Raw genomic sequence first — 18456 nt, forward strand, 5'->3', positions numbered from 1 at the left:
CGATATGAAGGCGATCACGCACAGACTGCTCCTTCTATCAGGCGCAATTCTCGGATCCGGGATGCCGACTTTGGTTCAGGCTCAGACAACCACTGCGGAGACCACCGGCCAGCAGTCGCGAGCACAGCAACTAATGGGCGATATCACTCCCAAGCTGGCTGAACTCACCGACGATGTCCTGCTCGGCGACGTGTGGGAACGGCCAGGACTGGCCAAGCGGGACCGCAGCCTCATCACCGTCGCCGCGCTGATCGCGCTCAACCGCCCCGAGCAGTTGCGATCGCACATGCAGCTCGCCCGTCGCAACGGGGTCACCGAAACCGAGATCGTGGAGGCCATCACCCAGCTTGCTTTCTATGCGGGCTGGCCCAATGCGATCAGCGCCGTGGGCGTCGCGCGCGAGGTCTTTCATCCCAAGAGTGAGGCTGAGTGATGCACCGTTCAAGCAAGGTCGCCATGGCCATTGGCGTTGCCTGTCTGCCCATCGCCGCTGTGGCGGGTGATGACAAGGCTTCGACACCGGGCGTTTCGGTGATCCGGGAGGGCTCCACCGAGAAGTCCACCGGTGCGGCCGCCAATTTCACCGGAAGGGCAGAGGTAGAGGGCCGTTTTCAGCGGGAAGCGCCCGCCCGCATCGGCGGTGGGACCGTCACCTTCGCTCCAGGTGCGCATACCGCATGGCACACGCATCCGCTCGGCCAGACCCTCGTCGTAACGCGCGGCCACGGGTATGTGCAGCAGTGGGGGCAGCCTGCGGAGCGGTTCGGGGCGGGGGACGTCGTCTGGATCGGCCCCGGCGTCAAGCACTGGCACGGCGCCGGCCCGGACGAAGCGATGACCCACGTCGCGCTGGCGGAGAGCAGCAATGGCCGGTCCGTGACCTGGAAGGAACTTGTCAGCGATGCCCAATACGCGGAAGCGGTCCGCAATCAGGCGCGATAGCGCAGCGTCTCGACAAGGAGCGCGAAGGCCGGAGAAGAGTGGCGGCGACTGGGATAATAGAGGTGGTAACCGGGAAAGGGTCCGCACCAGTCCTCCATCACCCGGATCAGCTGGCCCCGTTCGATGTAGGGCAGTACCTGATCCTCCGGAAGGTATGTAAGACCCAGGCCATCCAGCGCCGACTGCAGGCGCAAGCTGATATTGTTGAAAACCAGTTGTCCCTCGATCCGGACGTTGACCTCATGCCCATCCTTGTCGAGATCCCATGGGAAGATGCCCCCATAAGTGGGCAACCTAATGCCGATGCAGTTTTGCCCGGTCAGATCCTGCGGCGAGCGGGGCACCGGATAGCGGGCGAAATACTCGGGCGAGCCGACGACGGCCATGCGGAGGTCCGGACCGATCCGCACCGCGATCATGTCCTTGGCCACCTGGTCTCCCAGACGCACGCCAGCATCGAACCCCTCGGCGACGATATCGGTAAGGCCATAATCGACGACGATTTCGACCCGGATATCGGGATTGGCTGGCAGCAACTTGCGTAGTGCGGGCTGGAGCAGAGATATTGCCGAATGCTCTCCGGCATTGATGCGGATCGTACCGGACGGCTTGTCTCGCAGCTGGCTCAGCGAGGCAAGCTCCAGCGCAATCTCTTCGAAGCGCGGTGCCACGGTGCCGAAAAGACGGTGCCCAGCTTCGGTAGGTGAAACGCTGCGGGTCGTGCGGGTGAGCAATCGCAGGCCCAGTCGCTCTTCAAGCCCCCGGATCGTCTGGCTGAGTGCCGACTGCGAAACACCCAGCTTCGCCGCCGCGCGGGTAAAGCTGCGCTCGCGCGCCACCATCACGAACGCGGCCAGCTCGTTATAGTTTTCGCCTGCCATTGATTAGACTACCTTATGGCGACATGCCGATTATGGCACCTAATCGCATTCCCGCGCGCAAGCTATATCAGATCCGACAATTCCCTGTGTTGCCTGAGCGCGATCCCCGGGCAGCCTGACGAGAGCTTCGGATAGACCTCGCGATGAACCTGCGCCTGCAAACCCCCGACAAACCTCGCCCCGACAAACCTCACAAGGGCGCCATTTTGGCGATAATCCTTGTCAGCTACGTGATGATCGTCCTCGACATCTCGGTCGTGCTTACCGGCCTTCCCAAGATCCACGAGCAGCTTGGTTTCAGCGAGGCCAATCTCGCCTGGGTGCAAAGTGCCTACACGTTGACGTTCGGGGGCTTCATGCTGCTGGGCGCGCGGGCCGGAGACATCCTCGAGCGTCGGCGGATGTTCGTGACGGGCCTTGCCATCTTCACGCTGGCGTCGCTGGCGATCGGCGCGTCTCCTTCGGCCACATGGATGCTGGCGTGGCGCGCTATCCAGGGCTTCGGCGCCGCCGTACTCGCACCTTCGACCCTCGCCCTGCTGCAGACCAACTTCGCCGAAGGACATGAACGCACGCGCGCGGTCTCCTACTATGCGGCAGCAGCGGGTGCCTCGGCCACGGTCGGGCTGGTTCTTGGCGGCATCCTGGCCGAGTGGGTGTCGTGGCGCGCCGGGTTCTACGTCAACCTGCCTGTCGGTATCGGCCTGATCGCAGCGGCCTATCGCTACATCGAGGAAACGCCGAAGCATACCGGGCGCTTCGATCTGCCGGGAGCCTTGACCTCCACGCTGGGCATCGGCGGCCTGGTCTTCGGCTTCATCCGTTCCGCGCAGACCGGATGGAGCGACCCGATCACCATAGTGGCTCTGGCCGCAGCAATCGCGCTGATCGTTCTGTTCGTATCGATCGAGCGGCGGGCTGCCCAGCCGATCCTGCCGCTTGGCTTGTTTTCCAGCCGCGTGCGGTCGGGGGCCTATGCCGCGCGGGTGCTCTATCTCGGCGGCATGGTCGGGTTCTTTTTCTTCACGACCCTCTATCTGCAGAATGTGAGGGGTTACGGCCCGGCCATGAGCGGCCTCGCCTTCATTCCCGCAACCATCCTCCATGTGCCATTCGCGATTGCCGTGCCCCGGCTGGTCAAGTCGTACGGCGCCAACCGCCTGATGATCGTCGGTATCGTCATCGGAATTGCCGGGATGGGATGGCTCAGTTTCGCGAACGCCACTTCGCCCTACATCACCACCGTCGCGCTGCCGATGCTGCTGATCGGCGTGAGCCAGGGCCTGACTCTGAGCCCGCTGACGTCTGCCGGCATCGCCGGAGTGGCCCACGCGAATGCCGGCGCCGCCTCGGGAGCCGTCAACGTCGCCCACCAGATCGGAAGTTCGGTGGGTCTTAGCTTCCTTGTCGCCATTGCCGGAATGGCAAGCGCAGGACTGCAGGGACAGGCCCTCGCCGTCACGCGCATCGGCGCCGCATTCGACGCGGGCACCGTGATGCTTGCTCTCGCCCTGGTGGTGGTGCTGACCACGATCGTCGCGGCCGACCGCGCCCCGGAAATCAAACCCTTGGGCGCCACCGGCGCCGCTTGAACGAAAGGCATTCCCATGAAGACACGCGAACTCGGACGTGGCGGACTTGAGGTTTCGGAGATCGGCCTCGGCTGCATGGGCCTCAGCTTCGGCTATGGCCCGCCGATCGAACGCAGCGAGGCCGTATCTTTGATCCGGGCTGCCCACGAGAGAGGGGTGACGTTCTTCGATACTGCCGAAGCCTATGGTCCCGGCCTCAACGAGGAGGTGGTGGGCGAAGCGCTTGAGCCGGTTCGCGACCAGGTGGTCATCGCCACCAAGTTCGGTTTCGTGAACGGCGTTCCGGCGCAAGGCCTGGATAGCCGTCCGGAACGGATCCGCCAGGTGGCCGATGAAGCGCTGAGCCGCCTGCGCACCGATCGCATCGATCTGTTCTATCAGCACCGCGTCGATCCCAACGTGCCGATCGAGGATGTGGCGGGCGCCGTCAAGGACCTGATCGCGGCGGGCAAGGTCAAGCATTTCGGGATGTCGGAGGCCGGCATCGATGCCATCCGCCGTGCCCATGCCGTGCAGCCGGTCGCCGCCCTTCAAAGCGAATATTCGATGTTCTGGCGGGAGCCGGAGCACGCGGTCCTGCCTCTCCTCGATGAACTCGGTATCGGCTTCGTCCCGTTCGCACCGCTCGGCAAAGGCTTCCTGACCGGCAGGATGAGTGCGGATACCGTCTTCGCCAAGGACGACTTCCGAGGCACGGTCCCGCGCTTCCAGGCCGATGCCCTCAAGGCCAACCAAGGTCTTGTCGAACTGGTCGTCAGTCTCGCGGCCGAGAAGAATGCGACCCCCGCGCAAATTGCCCTGGCCTGGCTGCTGGGCCAGCGACCGTCGATCGTGCCGATCCCCGGCACCACCCAGCTGCACCGGCTCGAAGAAAATCTGGGTGCTGTCGCCATCGAACTGACCGAGCCCGATCTTGTTCGTATTCGCGAGGCCCTGACAGCCATCGAACTGGTAGGCGAGCGTTATCCTGCGTCTGCCCAGAGCCTCGTCAATCGCTGATCTGAAGCGAAGGAAGTCCCATGACCCAGACCGTTCCCTACGTCACGCTGAACAACGACGTGGAAATGCCCAGCCTCGGCTTCGGCGTCTTCCAGGTACCCGATCCGGCGGAATGCGAACGCAGTGTGCGTGACGCCATCGATGTCGGCTATCGCCTGCTCGATACCGCCACCTCCTATGGCAATGAAGAGGCTGTCGGACAGGCCATTCGCAATCATGGCATCGACCGAAGCGAGCTGTTCGTCACGACCAAGCTGTGGATCGAGGACGCCAGCTACGAAGGCGCCAAGGCAGCTTTCGAGCGTTCGCTGAACAAGCTGCAACTCGACTATCTCGACCTCTGGCTGATCCATCAGCCCTACGGCGACGTCTATGGTGCCTGGCGGGCCATGCAGGACCTCCATCGCGAAGGTCGGATCCGGGCCATCGGGGTGAGCAATTTCTATCCCGACCGGCTGCTCGACTTCGTGCTGCACAATGAAATTGCGCCTGCGGTAAACCAGATCGAGATCCATCCTTTCCACCAGCAGGCCGACGCTCAGACCCTGCTCGAGGAATACAAAGTGCAAGCGGAGGCCTGGGGGCCGTTTGCCGAGGGGAAGAACGGGCTGTTCAGCAACGAATTGCTCGCCTCGATCGGGCACAAGCACGGCAAGAGCATCGCTCAGGTCGTGCTGCGCTGGCTGAACCAGCGCGGCATCGTTGCGATCCCCAAGTCGGTCCGCAAGGAGCGCATGGCCGAGAATTTCGCGATCTTCGACTTTGCCCTCGATGACGAAGACATCGCGGCGATTTCCACGCTCGACCAGAAGGCCAGCAGCTTCTTCGACCATCGCGATCCGGCGATGGTGAAATGGCTCGGCACCCGCAAGCTCTGATCGGAGAAGGATCCATGTCGGATGAAACCGCATCAGGGCGAGTGAAGTCGGAGCGATGACTGCCGGCACTTCGTCTCCGAGCAAGCCGATCCCATCGGGGGGCAGGCGGAATCTCGGTTCTCTCAAAGTGTCGGCCATCGGCCTCGCCAAGGAAAACATCGACGCGAACCTCGCTCTGGTGACCTTGTTGAAAAGCTGGGCCGACCGAAAGCAGGCAACCTTGGCGCAGACCGCGTTGGGCTGGTTGTTGATCCAGCGACCTTGGATCTTCCCCATTCCCGGCACGACCCAGATGGCGCACATGATGGAGAACGCCGGCGCGGCCGCGATCCGGTTTACAATTGCAGAAGCGGCGGAACTGAAGGCTGCGGTCTCCGGGATCACAGTCAAGGGCGAGCGTCTGCCGCTCACAGTGCAGGCCTTTTCCGGTGTCGAAGCACCGCCAAAAACACCATGAGCACCGGGCCGGACCTTTCGAGGCGCATGATCATTGGCGCTCCTGCTGCATTCGCCTTCGCCAGCACTGCGGCTTGCGCCCAGGATGGAGGGAAGGCGTCCATGTCGGATAATCGGACCCTCGTCGCTTACCTCACGCGATCCGGGAACACTCGGGTCATAGCTGAGACGCTACACCGTGCTCTTTCCGCAGACCTCTTTGAGATCCGGCCTGCTCGCCCTTATCCGGAGGACTATGAGAACCATGTCGCTCAGGCGACGCGCGAGCGCGAGAGCGGCTACGAGCCACCCCTTGCCGAACGGGTCTCAAACATGGCTGCCTACGATGAGATATTTCTAGGGTTCCCCATCTGGGGCGAAGCAGCGCCGCCGCCAATCATCTCCTTCCTGAAGGCCCATGATCTGAAGGCGAAGGTCATGCGGCCATTCATCACCCATGGCGGTTTTGGCGTGGGCTCTGCGCTTGAAACTCTGAGTAAGCATGCGCCGGCGGCGCGGATCGAACCGCCCTTTGTAATGGAGGCTGATCAGGAGCGGCGCACACTCGATCAAATCAGGGCCTGGCTTGGCCGAACAGGAGAGAATGAAAGATGAGAACGCTCATCCGCTGCCTGGGTGCATTGAGTCTCGCCATTCCAGTGATGAGCTCTGCGAAAGCCGCTCCGTCGACCGAACCCGCTCCAGCTGTTGGCCAAGCTGCCGACCGTGAACTTGTCGCCCTCTCTCGGCAAAAGTGGGATTGGATGGCGCAACGCGAAATCGCGGAGCTGGATATGCTGTTCGACGATCAGGCCGTTTTCGTACACATGGGCGGCACGATGTCGAAAACGGCCGAGCTTGAAGTCATTCGAAGCGGTGCGATCCAATACAAGCATGCTGAGATCAAAGATGTCTCCACCCGTGTCATCGGCACAACCGCAATCGTGTTAAGTCACATTCGATTGATCGCCATCGTTCGGGGCCGGGAGGTTGTAAACCCATTCATGGTGACAGAGGTTTACGTGCGAACCCAGGATCAATGGAAGCTCGGGTCTCTGTCATTCACGAGGCTGCTTAAGGACTGAAGATCCAGCGACACGTTACGTCGTTTTCCGCCAAAAACCTGTCGTTCGCAGCAACGTGTGGGGACGACGGTTTCGTCCCACGACAACTTGTTCAGGTTCACTTGCTATTCGATGAAGCTAGAGCAGCTGTCAGGAAGCCGAAGTGAGATGGCCTACGACCGCTATGTCGGCGAAGAAGTGGAAAGGCTGCAACGTGATCGCAGTCAGGCGCATTTCGAATGCTTCGTATCAGTAAGACCAAAGCCAGGCGAAGGTCAATTGTGGTAAAAACAGGACCACATGCCTCCCCATGTCGGCCGTTTTCTCTGATTGCTCCAGCAACGGCAGAACCAAACTGCACATTGTGGAGCTAAAAATGAAAACCAGCACAGGTTGGACACGTCGTACAGTTTTGACATGCGGCGCACGGCTTATCGGAACGACCGCTGCAAGCAGTTCGATGGCGCGTGCGGTCAGTTTTCCTTCGTCGTCGTACTCCTCCTCCGGCTATGCCGAAGTGCCAGGCGGAAAGGTGTATTGGCGCAGGTTTGGGGCTGGCGATAAGACGCCATTGCTGATGTTGCATGGCGGCCCAGGTGCAGCACACAACTATTTATTATCCATGACAGCGCTAGCCGATGAGCGCCCCGTGATCTTCTACGATCAACTGGGCTGCGGGAACGCCGACTCTCCCGATGACGAGAGCATTTACTCCATTCAGCGCTCGATCGACGAGGTCGACGCGGTGCGGCAGGCGCTAAACCTTGATCGGGTGGTTCTTTATGGGCATTCGTGGGGGACACTTCTGGCAATTGAATATCTCTGCCAAGCTCGAGGCGCCGGTGTGGAAAAGCTCATCCTGGCAGGTGCCTTGGCGAGCGTTCCCCAGGTGGTTGGCGGGCTACAAAGATTGATCGCCGCAATGCCCGACGGTTTCGCCGCAAAGCTGCGGGCGCTGGAACTGGCAGGCAAGACCGGCACACCGGAATATGCGGGCCTTACTCAAATATTTTATGACAATTTCGTTTTGCGGACCAAGCCGTCCGCCGACGCCCTTGTCAGCTTCGAGGCGATCTCCAGATCAATCGCCTATCGCGTGTTGAACGGTCCCAACGAATTCACCATCGTGGGCAAAATCAAGGACTGGGACCGGCGCAAAGACCTGAAAGCGATAACCCAGAAGACATTGATCACTACCGGCCAGTTCGACGAGATAACGATTGATTGTCATGAAACCATTCGAGACGGCATCGCGGGAGATGCGAGCCTGGCGGTGATGGCGGGCTGCTCTCACATGACGATGGTCGAACAGCCCGAACGATATAACGCATTGATCCGCCGATTCCTCAACGAAACGTGACGGCATGAAGTTGCAGTGGCTGACGCCGTGTCCTTCCGCCCGATAAAATAGCGCAATTACCCGATCGGGTATAAGCCCGGACCCAGGTGGGGCGCGCGCTGCAGCGTTTGTTTCGCTACAAGGGGTTATCGGCTGTCGCCCGCGTTACACTGTGCGAGCCAGGTGCCGGATTGATGCCTCGCGAGGCGCAGCAGGAAGGTCAATCGATGACGATCGCCGCTGTCCGGATTTCGGGTACGCTTATGGGCGAGGGGGAGCGTTCTTCCTCCCGCTCCTTCGCTTTCGGGACGTTCGTCCTAAAGCCGGAGCGGCAGTTGCTGCTCAGCCATGGGAAGCCCGTGCGGATCGGTGGGCGGGCGCTCGACCTTCTCACTGCGTTGGTCGAACGAGCCGGTGAGTTGGTCGAGAAGGAAGCACTCGTATCCTGCGTCTGGCCAACGACCTTTGTCGACGCAGCCAATCTCAAGGTTACTATGGCCAGCCTGCGCCGCGCGCTAGGGGAAAGTCATACTACGCCGCAATACATCGCAACAGTTGTGGGCCGGGGCTACCGCTTCATCGCGCCGGTACGGCCTTCGGCCTGCCTTGCCGAGGGCGGCAACGCGGCCATGGTAGAGCGGATAGTGGGGTTGATCGATGCAGTCGAAGCGATCCGGCTGGAGCTGCAGCAGATCATGGCCGGATCGCGGCGTGTATCGGCAGAGGAGTTGGGGGGCATTTTGAGAATGCCTCTCCCCGAAGAACTAGCGTTCGATGAAACCACGCCGTGCCGCCACCGTGACCGCATGAGTGCGATCGTCTACCCCTAGCTTGGCAAACAATTGCTTCAGGTTGGCTTTGATCGTGTCCGCCGAGACGCTGAGATGCCAGGCGATCTGCTTGTTGGATTGACCTTCGGCCAACAGCGGCAGGATCGCCAACTCACGCGCGTTCAGTTGTTCATCCAGTGCGTGGACCGCCAGGGCATGGGCGATGTCCGGGCTAATCGTCCGGCGGCCCGCATGCACCGAACGGATCGCGTCGAGCAGTTCCTTTCGTATGCTGTTCTTCAGCAGATAGCCTGCCGCTCCGGCGCGTATCGCGCGGACGGCCTGGGCGTCGCCCGGATAGGTCGTGAGCATCAGGATTGCCGCATCCGCCGATACGCGTCGAATGGCCTCCACTGCGGCGATACCGTCCATTCCAGGCATCTGGACGTCCATCAGCACTATATTGGGGAGCAGCGCGGTAAAGCGCTCGACTGCCTCCTCGCCATTCGCTGCTTCGCCGACGGCGACCATATCGGATTGGCGTTCGATCAGTGCCGCAATGCCCTCGCGAACGATCGGATGGTCATCGACGATCAACACTCGGATCATGTTGTCAGGTTCCCGGACGGCCGCGTCAATGACTTCCACCAGCGCGAAAACCAATTGGGCCTCGGCGTTTTATACGCAATCCTGCCGGGTATGGCGAGTAGCACCTGGGTACCGCCTTCATCGATGCGGCGGATGACAAGATCGCCGTCTAGCTTCCGCGCGCGTTCACGCATGCCGGGCAGGCCGAAATGGCCGTCTCTGCTACCCGCTTCGATAACGTCTGGGTCGATCCCCATGCCGTTGTCGGCAAACGAGATGGCGAAGTTGAATTGATGGCGGATTTCTATAGCGATGCGGGTCGCCCGGGCGTGGCGCCGGATGTTGAATATTGCCTCCCCGGCGATGCGCGCGATTTCGTCAAGCGCCAGCGGGTCGAGGGCGCGCGGTGTTCCTACCGTCTCGATCGACAGGGCGGTCAGCGGATCGAAGCCCTGCTGTTGGACCAGATTAGCCATGATTTCCTCGATATCGTTACCGTCCCTGGGGAGCCGCAGTTCCTTGACCCTATCGCGCCCCTCGGCAATGACCTGATCCGCCCGATCGATCGCTGCTTCCAGTGCGGGGCGAGCGCGTTCCTCGATCGGAAGTTCGTCGACCACCAGTTGGAACCGCAGCGTCAACGCTTGCACCGATTGGAGCAGCGTATCGTGCAGATCGCGGGCAATCCTTTCGCGCTCCTCGACCCGCTCCGCCATGCGCATGCGGATGCGGCTGGCGACAGCGCGCAACCGCAGCGCGTAGGCCATCCAGAGGAAACCAAGCACGATCAGCCCGCAGATGAGCTTGAAAGGCCAGCTTTGCACAAAAGTTGGCGGAATTTCTATGTCGAGCGTCGTCCCATGGGCATTCCACAGGCCGTCGCTGCCCGCGGCGCTCACGATGAAGCGATACACGCCGGGACCAAGATTGGCATAGGAGGCCAGTCTTCGCGTGCCAGGCAGAACCCAGTCATCGTCAACACCTTCGAGGCGGTAGCGGAACTGGATGCGATGTGGCGCGGTCAGGCTCAGGCCCGCATAACCGATGTCCAGGGAGTGGGTGCCGGCTGGCAGCGTCAGCTTAGAGGGATCGCGATAGACCTTCCCCCCGCTTGAGAGCGAACGGATCACGACTGGCGGAGGTGACGCGTCATTCCCGAGTCTGGGAACATCGATGTAAGACACGCCGGGGCGCTCCAGCAGCACGATCCTTCCATCGCTGCCAACGCCGAGTTGCGGGCCGGGGTACGCCGCGTTCTGGGAAGGGCTGAGTCCATCGCGCAAATCGTAGTACCTGCGATCGAGCGATGCGTGCGGATCCTCGAATGCGCGGTCCAGGGCGGCAGTGGCAACCTGAGAAATGGAATGATTGCTCCGCATCCAGGTTTCGCCGCGCGATGTCTGGACAAGTCCCCTCAGCCGGGCGACCCAGGGAAAACGACGCGCATCGATCCGCGTGATGCGGTTCCCTCGAATTCGCAGAAGGGCGTTGTTACCGCTGACGAAGATGTCGCTAAGGCCAACGGCAATCTTGCTTATGGTTCCAAGGTCGTACCGCTTCAGGTCGGTCGTCGTCGCGCCGGCGCTGTTCAGCCGGACCAGGGCCCTCGACGCCACATAGGCGACGTCGCCGGACGGGGTGACGACGAGATCAGGCTCCTGCATTACCGGTCCGGACTTGCTGAGGCGGTGCCACCCGCTGGCGTCATGCCACATCGCGTCGCCCGGCATGATCCCGACCCAGAGGCGGCCGGAACGGTCCTGAGCACAGGTTCCGATCAGGGCTTGGCCTGGTGGCGGGGTCAATACCGACCGCACGCCGCTGCGCCAATGGGTGATCCTGGAGTCCAGCACGCCCCAGAACCCACCGCCATTCGCCGGGCATATGCCCAAGAGCCCACCATCAAGGACTTTTCGAGGACCTGTGGGCGTGATCTGGTAGACCGCGTGATCAGTCGACACGAAGATCTCATCTTCCGAGGCGCTCATGGCAAAACCCAAGCCAGGGTCGCCCTTCATGCGTGATTCCCGCACGGCGCTCGCCACACGAAACCGGTCGAGGCCCAGCTCGCTCCCGAACCAGATATTGCCTTCCCGATCGACGAATGGCTTGCGGACCACGTCCGACGTGAGACCGTCAGCAGCCATAAATCGCTCAAGCGGCGAAGCGGCCGTGGCATGCACTCTGCCCGCGTCTGCAACGTAGAAGATTCCGACCGAATTGGTGCTTCCCCATAGCCCGCCGGCAGGGTCGAATGCCAAGGCGGTGCGTTCGGAGTTGGGAACTGCGGGGTAGGCGATGGGTTGGGCGATGCTCTGGCCGTCGGAACCGACCGTCATTCTCGTGCCGCCCTTATCGGAAATCCACAGCCGGCCCACCCGATCGACCGAGCAGGCGGCAGTCATCTCTGTACGGACGGGGCTGTTCCGAAAGCGTGCCGCGTCTGGAGGTAAGGAAACCAGCAGGTTCTTGTGCTCCGCCTCCAGGTTGATCCACAAGGTTCCGTCTGCGGTTACGCACGGTGGGCCCGGGAAACCCGCCGGCAGCCCAAGGCGCTCATCCACCGTCTCCAACCGGCCGTGAGCCAAACGATACAGACGATTTTCACGATAGGATACGCCCGCGACAGCCCAAATCGCTTTGCCGGATGTCTGGGCGAAGCCCAGTATTCGGGAAGGCGGCTCCCCCATCGACACTGCGTGCAGCATGCCTCGGCGGTAGGTTGCGACACCGCCGTTCTGTGCGAAGCCCACCCACAATTCGCCGGCTCGCGAAACCAGGAGCGCGGACGGGGAGGCACGCTCCATCCGTGACCCGGCGGGCAGCGGCACACGTTCGAACGTGACGCCGTCGAAGCGGAACAAACCCTCGGACGCCGCGAGCCAAAGCCAACCGTCCGGGGTCTGTGCAATCGCGGTGATGCCGGTTGGGGCGCCGTCATCAACCGTCCAGCGCGTATGTTTGAACTGGGCCAGTCCGAACTGCCCATCGCGTGCAAGACATGCCGTGCCGACGAGCAGCATGGCCAAGGGCAGTAGCAAGGCGCAGAGCCACTGCCGCAGGATCGCGACGGATGTGCGGACATAGCCAAACTCCGCTTGCATGCTTACCCCCAATCAACCGTACCTGGATCAGGCCCGGAGGCGCTGCAACCGTCGGCCTGCGCATAGCGCCCCCTACGCCCGTCCAGAACTTTGCCCGCGCGCACTCGCACTAGCAACCATTACCCGTGCGCGAAGCGCGAACGACTACAACATCTTACCGCGCTTTACTCCATCGGCTGGCGACGCGGTGATACTTCGGACCCACAATGTCATGGCGAGGCGGTGACACTGTCCCGGCAAATCTGCCCCGACGGAGGAACGACGCATGAAACGACTGATCCCCATAGCACTGGCCGGCGCAATACTCGCCGTACCGGCTGCCGCGCAAACTGGTTGCCCGGCAGCCGCGCAGCAATCCGCCGCACTCCCCGTTCCGGTCATCCACTACAAGTCCAAGCAGATCGACGGGGTGAAAGTCTTCTATCGCGAAGCGGGGCCGGTCGGGGCGCCGGTTCTGCTGCTGCTGCACGGTTTTCCGACTTCGTCTCACATGTTCCGCAACCTCATTCCCCTTTTGGCCGATCGCTACCACGTCATAGCGCCGGACTATCCGGGATACGGGCAGAGCGACGCGCCAGGCCACACGCAGTTCGCCTATACTTTCGCGCATCAGGCGGACATCGTCGACAAGCTGGTGACCCAGATCGGCGCCAGCCGTTATGCGATGTACGTCATGGATTACGGAGCACCGATCGGCTATCGTCTGGCGCTGAAGCATCCCGAACGCGTCAGCGGTCTGATCGTCCAGAACGGCAATGCCTATGTGGAGGGCCTTCAGTCTCCTTTCTGGGATCCGATCAAAGTCTATTGGCGTGACCGCTCGCAGAAAAATCGCGATGCGCTGAATGGCCTGGTCACGCTGGATATCACCAAGTTTCAATATACCGATGGCATGGGCGACGTAGAGCGCATCAGCCCGGATAACTGGGTCCACGATCAGGCGCTTCTCGACCGGCCGGGCAACCGCGACGTGCAGCTCGATATGCTGGGAGACTATGGCGCTAACGTGCCGCTCTATCCGCAATTCCAGGCGTTCTTCCGCGAGCGAAAGCCGCCGACGCTGATCGTCTGGGGCAAGAACGACAAGATCTTCCCTGAAGCCGGCGCGCACCCATATCTGCGCGATCTCCCCGATGCCGAAATCCATATCCTCGATTCCGGCCATTTCGCGCTTGAGGATCGGCTGGATGAAATGGCGCCGCTGATCCGGAACTTCCTCGATCGCAAGATCTGCAAATAGCAACCGGAAAGCGCGCGGCGCTACCGCGCGCGTTCTCCCGAAAGGACCAGATATGTCCAAGAACCTATCGGTCGTGCTCGTGCACGGCGCGTTCGTCGATGGCTCCGGCTGGCAGGCGGTGTACACGCTGCTGTCGGCGGAAGGGTATGAGGTGCTGGTCGTGCAGAACCCGGCCATCACGCTGGAGGGCGACGTGGCCGCGACGGAGCGGGCAATTGCCGAGGCGCGCCACCCAGTGGTCCTTGTCGGCCACAGCTATGGCGGTGCCGTCGTCACAGAGGCGGGTGACAACCCCAAGGTCAAAGCCATCGCCTACATCGCGGCTTTCGTACCCGATGCCGGGGAATCGGTTGCGGTGTTGAACGAAGCTCCAGCAGAGGAGGGTGAGGCAAAAGCGCCGGTACTGCCGCCCGAGAATGGCTACCTCGTCGTCAATCCCGCGCACTTTCCCGAAGCGTTCGCCGCCGATGTCGATCCCGATATCACCCGTTTCATGGCGGTAGCGCAGATGCCCTGGTGGCTCGGCGCTGCCACCGCACCCGTCACCCGCGTGGGGTGGAAGGTTCGCCCGACTTTCTATCTCCTAGCCAGCGCAGACCGCATGGTCCCCCCCAGCGCCCAGCGCCGCATGGCGGAGAGGGCCGGCGCCCGCTTGTCCGAAATCGACAGTAGCCATGCCGCAATGCTCTCCCGCCCGCATGAGGTCGCGGACTTCATTTCCGCAGCCGCGCAGACAGTTGCCTGACATGGTCTCCGCATCGGCGCCTCGCCCTGGGACGCACCACCGCACAGCCACGATCGCTGGCCTTGAAATTTTCTACCGGGAAGCGGGGCCGGCTGACGCACCGGTCCTGCTCCTGCTGCACGGCTTTCCAAGCTCGTCGCACATGTACCGCAACCTCATTCCGGCGCTCGAGGATACCTACCGCGTCATCGCGCCGGATCTTCCCGGCTTCGGACTGTCAGCCGCACCGCCCCTCGGCAGCTACGAATACAGCTTTGCGGCATTTGCCGACGTGGTGGACGGCCTGCTCGCAGCGTTGGGCGTCGACCGATATGCCCTCTATGTGATGGACTATGGCGCGCCGACGGGCTTTCGGCTGGCACTTAAGCACCCGGATCGGATCACCGCTCTGATCGTCCAGAACGGCAACGCCTACGAAGAAGGCATGCAGGATTTCTGGGCGCCGACACGCGCGCTTTGGGCTGACAACAGCGAAGTCAACCGGGCCGCCATGCTTCCCTTCTTCACGCAAGAGAGCACGCGTTTTCAGTACGTGGCCGGGGTAAGGGATGAAACCCGGATCGACCCGGCAGCATGGTTGCACGATCAGCTCTTCCTCGATCGCCCGGGAAACCATGCGATCCAATTTGCAATCATCTACGACTATCGTACCAATGTTGCGCTCTATCCGGCGATCCATGCCTACTTTCGCGCTTCCCAGCCACCTACCCTGATTTTGTGGGGGCGGAACGATCCGATCTTTTCCGTTGAAGGCGCGGAGGCATTCCTTCGGGACTTGCCGCAAGCCGAACTGCATCTGCTCGACACCGGGCACTTCGCACTTGAGGACAAGGCGGACGAAATGGTGCCGCTGATCCGCGATTTTCTTGGCCGCCAGCCCGTCACCGGGGCGGCAACATCTGCCGATACGAAAGAAGGAGCATGACCATGGAGACCCCAATGCGTGCCAAGTCGAGCATTCTTCCCTCCGGCGGCGGCGCCGCGCTCATGGATCCGGCCGACACGCTGATCCTGCTGCTCGATCATCAGTCCGGGCTGTTCCAGACCGTCAAGGACATTCCTGTTGCCGACCTGCGGCGCAACGTGGAGATGATCGCCAGGCTGTCGACGTTGCTGCACATCCCGGTGATCACCACGGCGTCAGAGCCTGCGGGCAGCAACGGGCCGCTCATGCCGGAGATCCACTGCCACGCGCCGCATGCGGTCTATGTGCCTCGCAAGGGAGAAGTGAATGCCTGGGACAACGACGATTTCGTGGCAGAGGTAAAATCCACCGGCCGCAAGACTCTCGTCATGGCGGGCGTTTGGACCAGCGTCTGTGTGATGTTCCCGGCGCTCGACGCCGTCGCCGCTGGCTACGACGTTTATGCGGTCCTGGACGCTTCGGGCGATCCTAGCGAAATGGCATCGCGAACATCGCTCGCCCGGTTCGTCCAGGGCGGCGTCAAGCCGACATCGACCAACGCACTGCTTTCGGAGCTTCATCGCACCTGGGCCCGTCCGGAGGCGGCAGATTTGGTGCAGCTCTACGGCCTCGTCGCACCGAACTATGCAGCGGTGGTGGAAAGCTATGTGCGGGCGCAGAAAGCCGCCCAAACAATCGCTTGAGCGCTGGACGCCCGAACCCAAGCCCTTGCCTTCGGCGCTCCATTATGGTGCTGCTGCCATTCTGGCGCGCTGCCGATCCGAAGACCGCGCCCGTTTCAAAGCTTTGTCTTGGAGGCTTCGGGTCGATGCTATGTGATCTTCACCACAATTCGCTAAAGGTAACCAATTCTTCCCACGAGGGCAACTAACCGCCGATCTCTCGTGCCGGCAACTCGACGGGCACGCTGGCGAGGCCCGTTTTGCGCACCGCACCGCCTGGGCCGAGCAGTTCCATCACATCGGCCGCCGTCCTCGGCCGTTTCACATCACCGACAAGGTGTGCGCTCAGACCATGCAACTCACGGTAACCGAATTCCTCGCGTCGCTCGAGGTAAGAGGTCGGGTGAAAAGCCGTAGTCGGATTGCCGGCGCGCTCACTCCAGATGCGAAAAGCAATAGGTTGGGCCATACAGCCAGACGGCATGAAGCGTGCGGCGGACATGTCAAACAAGGCGGCGACTTCGGTCTCAAAGTCCTCAACCAGTGCACCAGTGCCATCGACGGCGGGCTGCACCCCGCCACGAAACCTTCGCCGGAGCCCCGTTTGTCCGGTCAGTCCGGTTTTTGACCTCGCTCAGAGGCAGGCTGAGGTTTTTCGGTTTTTCTGCGACTACTTTCGTGAAAGCCCAGAGGGGCACTCGTCAATGACGAGTGCCGGGTGACGATCAGAGAAAAGAAGCACTGTCGGCCATTTCAACAAAGTCCTGAAACGCCATTTTCTGCTATTCCGATGCAATCGCGTAGACTGCGCTTTGGTCATTTGACCATACCAGACGCAACCGGGGGACAGAAGGTCGATCGCCGGGGCCAACCCCAATCAACCAGACGTGATCGAATGCGTCATATGGAATTTGACCAACCCGTTCGGCCAGTTCGGGCTCTGGCCGGTCGCAATCGGGCAGGCGAACAAGCGAGCCGGTCCCGTAGGCAAAGTCACGTGGTATGGAGGGACTGACCGCGACGAGCTGCGCGCCGGGCATTTCAAACTGGGCATTAACGAACGCGTCGCGGCGGACGATCGCCATACTGGCAAGCGAGGTGATGCGCGATCCCGACCAGCCACGTGGGCAATCCGGCGCAACGAGGGCTACGACCCGCGATCCCTTTGGAATGTGATCCAGGGCGAGGAGATGATTTTCCTGATCGTCGCTGGCCAGGACGTAGCTGTAGGTCATTGCTGCGGTTCGCACGCAGACGAAGACAAGCGCGGCGATTGCAAGCATTGCAGCGACCCGCTTGCCCATGATCGCCCTCGGCGCCAGCGCAGCGATGCCGATCGCCAGAAGCAGGGGAGTCATGCGCATGTCGGCATAAATAAGGCCGTGAAATGCGAAAGGAATGAATAGGTAGAAGCCCGTCAACAAAGCGAAAATGGTAAGAAGCCGCGGATTCATCCTCATAGCGCCCACCAGCCCCAGGATGATCAGACCTACACAGCCGAGCGCGGACTGACCGTCCAATTGCACCCAACGATCGCGAAGGGCGCTCTCGATCCAACCCCACTTATGGGAAATGTCGAAATAAGCGCTGGTTTCACCGCCGCTATCGGTGCTGCGCCATAATACGATGAAGACAAGGGGCAGACAAAGCAGAAGGCCTTCTAATATTATGCCGCGAATTGCGAGCCAAGTCGGGCCATAGCGGTGAAATTGACGATAGAGTGAATTGCCACCAACCATCAAAGCGAAAAACACCCAGCCGAACACGTGCGCAAAATAGATGGCAAGGCTTCCCAGCAAGATAAGCAATCGCCAGGCCCGCGAACGTTCTAGTCTTTGGTATCGGAGCACAAGGCCGAAAATCAGCAGTGCCAAGCCAGAGGCCAGCCAGAAATTTACGAATCCGAACTGGAATGGATAAGCGTATGCGAGGGGTAAAGCGAATGCAGCCGTCGCCGGTATTTCACCATGCGCTTCCTTTATGACAGTAAGAAGGCCGACAGAGAATAGTATTATTAGCAAAATTATTGTCAGTTTTGTTGCCAGCTCAATTCCCAAAAGGGGTTGCAGCGCCAGAACAATGAGATCGACCCCAAGATTACCCACGGGCATCCAATGAATTGAAAATGCTTCGGCAAGCGTTGGTGCGTCCGAGACTCCAGCCTGAATGCGAAAGCGCCCCATGTGACCAGGCAAATCTTCCAAGGGGATGACTGCCGGCCAAAACAATGGGAGCAACATCAGCAAAATCAGAAATGCATTATAGTCCCTGCGAGACCACCACGGCACATGC

Annotated in this window: 19 protein-coding genes; 14 read left to right on the forward strand and 5 right to left on the reverse strand. The window is 61.3% G+C overall.

Annotated features, from left to right (window positions below):
* Positions 1–4: 4 nt before the first annotated feature.
* Positions 5–433 carry a carboxymuconolactone decarboxylase family protein gene (locus ACI3K3_RS00515; RefSeq protein ID WP_404911416.1) on the forward strand — a complete coding sequence of 143 codons (429 nt, stop codon included), beginning with the start codon at positions 5–7 and terminating at the stop codon, positions 431–433.
* On the forward strand, positions 433–942 hold the full coding sequence (locus ACI3K3_RS00520) for a cupin domain-containing protein (protein ID WP_404911417.1): 510 nt from the start codon (positions 433–435) through the stop codon (positions 940–942). Before ACI3K3_RS00515 ends, ACI3K3_RS00520 begins: the two co-directional genes overlap by 1 nt.
* Here ACI3K3_RS00520 and ACI3K3_RS00525 read toward each other — a convergent pair.
* On the reverse strand, positions 930–1823 hold the full coding sequence (locus ACI3K3_RS00525) for a LysR substrate-binding domain-containing protein (protein ID WP_404911418.1): 894 nt from the start codon (positions 1821–1823) through the stop codon (positions 930–932). The genes ACI3K3_RS00520 and ACI3K3_RS00525 overlap by 13 nt on opposite strands.
* A 206-nt stretch (positions 1824–2029) precedes the next feature.
* Between ACI3K3_RS00525 and ACI3K3_RS00530 the strand changes: the two genes are divergently transcribed.
* From ACI3K3_RS00530 to ACI3K3_RS00565, 8 genes are all read left to right on the forward strand, one after another.
* On the forward strand, positions 2030–3415 hold the full coding sequence (locus ACI3K3_RS00530; RefSeq protein WP_404911419.1) for an MFS transporter: 1386 nt from the start codon (positions 2030–2032) through the stop codon (positions 3413–3415).
* Between the two features lie 15 nt (positions 3416–3430).
* Complete coding sequence (locus ACI3K3_RS00535; protein WP_404911420.1) at positions 3431–4414, forward strand: aldo/keto reductase; 984 nt, start codon at positions 3431–3433, stop codon at positions 4412–4414.
* Between the two features lie 20 nt (positions 4415–4434).
* Positions 4435–5292, forward strand: coding sequence for an aldo/keto reductase (locus tag ACI3K3_RS00540; RefSeq protein WP_404911421.1), 858 nt, complete (start codon positions 4435–4437; stop codon positions 5290–5292).
* A gap of 127 nt (positions 5293–5419) precedes the next feature.
* Positions 5420–5749, forward strand: a complete 330-nt coding sequence (locus tag ACI3K3_RS00545) for an aldo/keto reductase (protein WP_404911422.1) — start codon at positions 5420–5422, stop codon at positions 5747–5749.
* A gap of 101 nt (positions 5750–5850) precedes the next feature.
* Complete coding sequence (locus ACI3K3_RS00550; RefSeq protein WP_404911555.1) at positions 5851–6342, forward strand: flavodoxin; 492 nt, start codon at positions 5851–5853, stop codon at positions 6340–6342.
* Positions 6339–6812: a nuclear transport factor 2 family protein gene (locus tag ACI3K3_RS00555; protein WP_404911423.1), complete on the forward strand. Its 474-nt coding sequence runs from the start codon at positions 6339–6341 to the stop codon at positions 6810–6812. Before ACI3K3_RS00550 ends, ACI3K3_RS00555 begins: the two co-directional genes overlap by 4 nt.
* A gap of 289 nt (positions 6813–7101) precedes the next feature.
* On the forward strand, positions 7102–8151 hold the full coding sequence (locus ACI3K3_RS00560) for a proline iminopeptidase-family hydrolase (protein ID WP_404911424.1): 1050 nt from the start codon (positions 7102–7104) through the stop codon (positions 8149–8151).
* 206 nt (positions 8152–8357) lie between these two features.
* Positions 8358–8960, forward strand: coding sequence for a transcriptional regulator (locus ACI3K3_RS00565; RefSeq protein ID WP_404911425.1), 603 nt, complete (start codon positions 8358–8360; stop codon positions 8958–8960).
* On the opposite strand, the gene ACI3K3_RS00570 is transcribed toward ACI3K3_RS00565, so the two are convergent.
* On the reverse strand, positions 8895–9509 hold the full coding sequence (locus ACI3K3_RS00570) for a response regulator (RefSeq protein ID WP_404911426.1): 615 nt from the start codon (positions 9507–9509) through the stop codon (positions 8895–8897). The two genes, ACI3K3_RS00565 and ACI3K3_RS00570, sit on opposite strands and share 66 nt — an antisense overlap.
* Positions 9506–12592, reverse strand: a complete 3087-nt coding sequence (locus ACI3K3_RS00575) for a triple tyrosine motif-containing protein (RefSeq protein WP_404911427.1) — start codon at positions 12590–12592, stop codon at positions 9506–9508. Before ACI3K3_RS00575 ends, ACI3K3_RS00570 begins: the two co-directional genes overlap by 4 nt.
* Positions 12593–12857: 265 nt before the next feature.
* Between ACI3K3_RS00575 and ACI3K3_RS00580 the strand changes: the two genes are divergently transcribed.
* Genes ACI3K3_RS00580 through ACI3K3_RS00595 form a run of 4 tightly spaced genes read left to right on the forward strand, consistent with a single transcriptional unit; the run spans position 12858 to position 16185 of the window.
* Positions 12858–13832 carry an alpha/beta fold hydrolase gene (locus ACI3K3_RS00580; protein WP_404911428.1) on the forward strand — a complete coding sequence of 325 codons (975 nt, stop codon included), beginning with the start codon at positions 12858–12860 and terminating at the stop codon, positions 13830–13832.
* Positions 13833–13884: 52 nt separating this feature from the next.
* Positions 13885–14577, forward strand: coding sequence for an alpha/beta fold hydrolase (locus tag ACI3K3_RS00585; RefSeq protein WP_404911429.1), 693 nt, complete (start codon positions 13885–13887; stop codon positions 14575–14577).
* 1 nt (position 14578) lies between these two features.
* Positions 14579–15502 (forward strand): alpha/beta fold hydrolase, encoded by a 924-nt coding sequence (locus ACI3K3_RS00590; RefSeq protein ID WP_404911430.1) that lies wholly within the window; start codon positions 14579–14581, stop codon positions 15500–15502.
* A gap of 2 nt (positions 15503–15504) precedes the next feature.
* Complete coding sequence (locus ACI3K3_RS00595; protein WP_404911431.1) at positions 15505–16185, forward strand: isochorismatase family protein; 681 nt, start codon at positions 15505–15507, stop codon at positions 16183–16185.
* Positions 16186–16369: 184 nt separating this feature from the next.
* Here the strand turns inward: ACI3K3_RS00595 and ACI3K3_RS00600 are convergent, their stop codons facing one another.
* On the reverse strand, positions 16370–16738 hold the full coding sequence (locus ACI3K3_RS00600) for a hypothetical protein (RefSeq protein WP_404911432.1): 369 nt from the start codon (positions 16736–16738) through the stop codon (positions 16370–16372).
* 208 nt (positions 16739–16946) lie between these two features.
* On the reverse strand, positions 16947–18368 hold the full coding sequence (locus ACI3K3_RS00605) for a hypothetical protein (protein WP_404911433.1): 1422 nt from the start codon (positions 18366–18368) through the stop codon (positions 16947–16949).
* Between the last annotated feature and the right edge of the window lie 88 nt (positions 18369–18456).

This window comes from Novosphingobium sp. ZW T3_23 (assembly GCF_044987305.1).
Lineage (GTDB): Bacteria > Pseudomonadota > Alphaproteobacteria > Sphingomonadales > Sphingomonadaceae > Novosphingobium.

What these genes read in the sequence shown, in the direction of transcription:
- ACI3K3_RS00595 (WP_404911431.1), top strand. Translation starts at nt 15,505, where the DNA reads ATGGAGACCCCAATGCGTGCCAAGTCGAGCATTCTTCCCTCCGGCGGC.
- ACI3K3_RS00555 (WP_404911423.1), top strand. Translation starts at nt 6,339, where the DNA reads ATGAGAACGCTCATCCGCTGCCTGGGTGCATTGAGTCTCGCCATTCCA.
- ACI3K3_RS00570 (WP_404911426.1), bottom strand. Translation starts at nt 9,509, where the DNA reads ATGATCCGAGTGTTGATCGTCGATGACCATCCGATCGTTCGCGAGGGC.
- ACI3K3_RS00520 (WP_404911417.1), top strand. Translation starts at nt 433, where the DNA reads ATGCACCGTTCAAGCAAGGTCGCCATGGCCATTGGCGTTGCCTGTCTG.
- ACI3K3_RS00535 (WP_404911420.1), top strand. Translation starts at nt 3,431, where the DNA reads ATGAAGACACGCGAACTCGGACGTGGCGGACTTGAGGTTTCGGAGATC.
- ACI3K3_RS00580 (WP_404911428.1), top strand. Translation starts at nt 12,858, where the DNA reads ATGAAACGACTGATCCCCATAGCACTGGCCGGCGCAATACTCGCCGTA.
- ACI3K3_RS00540 (WP_404911421.1), top strand. Translation starts at nt 4,435, where the DNA reads ATGACCCAGACCGTTCCCTACGTCACGCTGAACAACGACGTGGAAATG.
- ACI3K3_RS00585 (WP_404911429.1), top strand. Translation starts at nt 13,885, where the DNA reads ATGTCCAAGAACCTATCGGTCGTGCTCGTGCACGGCGCGTTCGTCGAT.
- ACI3K3_RS00560 (WP_404911424.1), top strand. Translation starts at nt 7,102, where the DNA reads ATGTCGGCCGTTTTCTCTGATTGCTCCAGCAACGGCAGAACCAAACTG.
- ACI3K3_RS00565 (WP_404911425.1), top strand. Translation starts at nt 8,358, where the DNA reads ATGACGATCGCCGCTGTCCGGATTTCGGGTACGCTTATGGGCGAGGGG.
- ACI3K3_RS00515 (WP_404911416.1), top strand. Translation starts at nt 5, where the DNA reads ATGAAGGCGATCACGCACAGACTGCTCCTTCTATCAGGCGCAATTCTC.
- ACI3K3_RS00525 (WP_404911418.1), bottom strand. Translation starts at nt 1,823, where the DNA reads ATGGCAGGCGAAAACTATAACGAGCTGGCCGCGTTCGTGATGGTGGCG.
- ACI3K3_RS00590 (WP_404911430.1), top strand. Translation starts at nt 14,579, where the DNA reads ATGGTCTCCGCATCGGCGCCTCGCCCTGGGACGCACCACCGCACAGCC.
- ACI3K3_RS00550 (WP_404911555.1), top strand. Translation starts at nt 5,851, where the DNA reads ATGTCGGATAATCGGACCCTCGTCGCTTACCTCACGCGATCCGGGAAC.
- ACI3K3_RS00575 (WP_404911427.1), bottom strand. Translation starts at nt 12,592, where the DNA reads ATGCAAGCGGAGTTTGGCTATGTCCGCACATCCGTCGCGATCCTGCGG.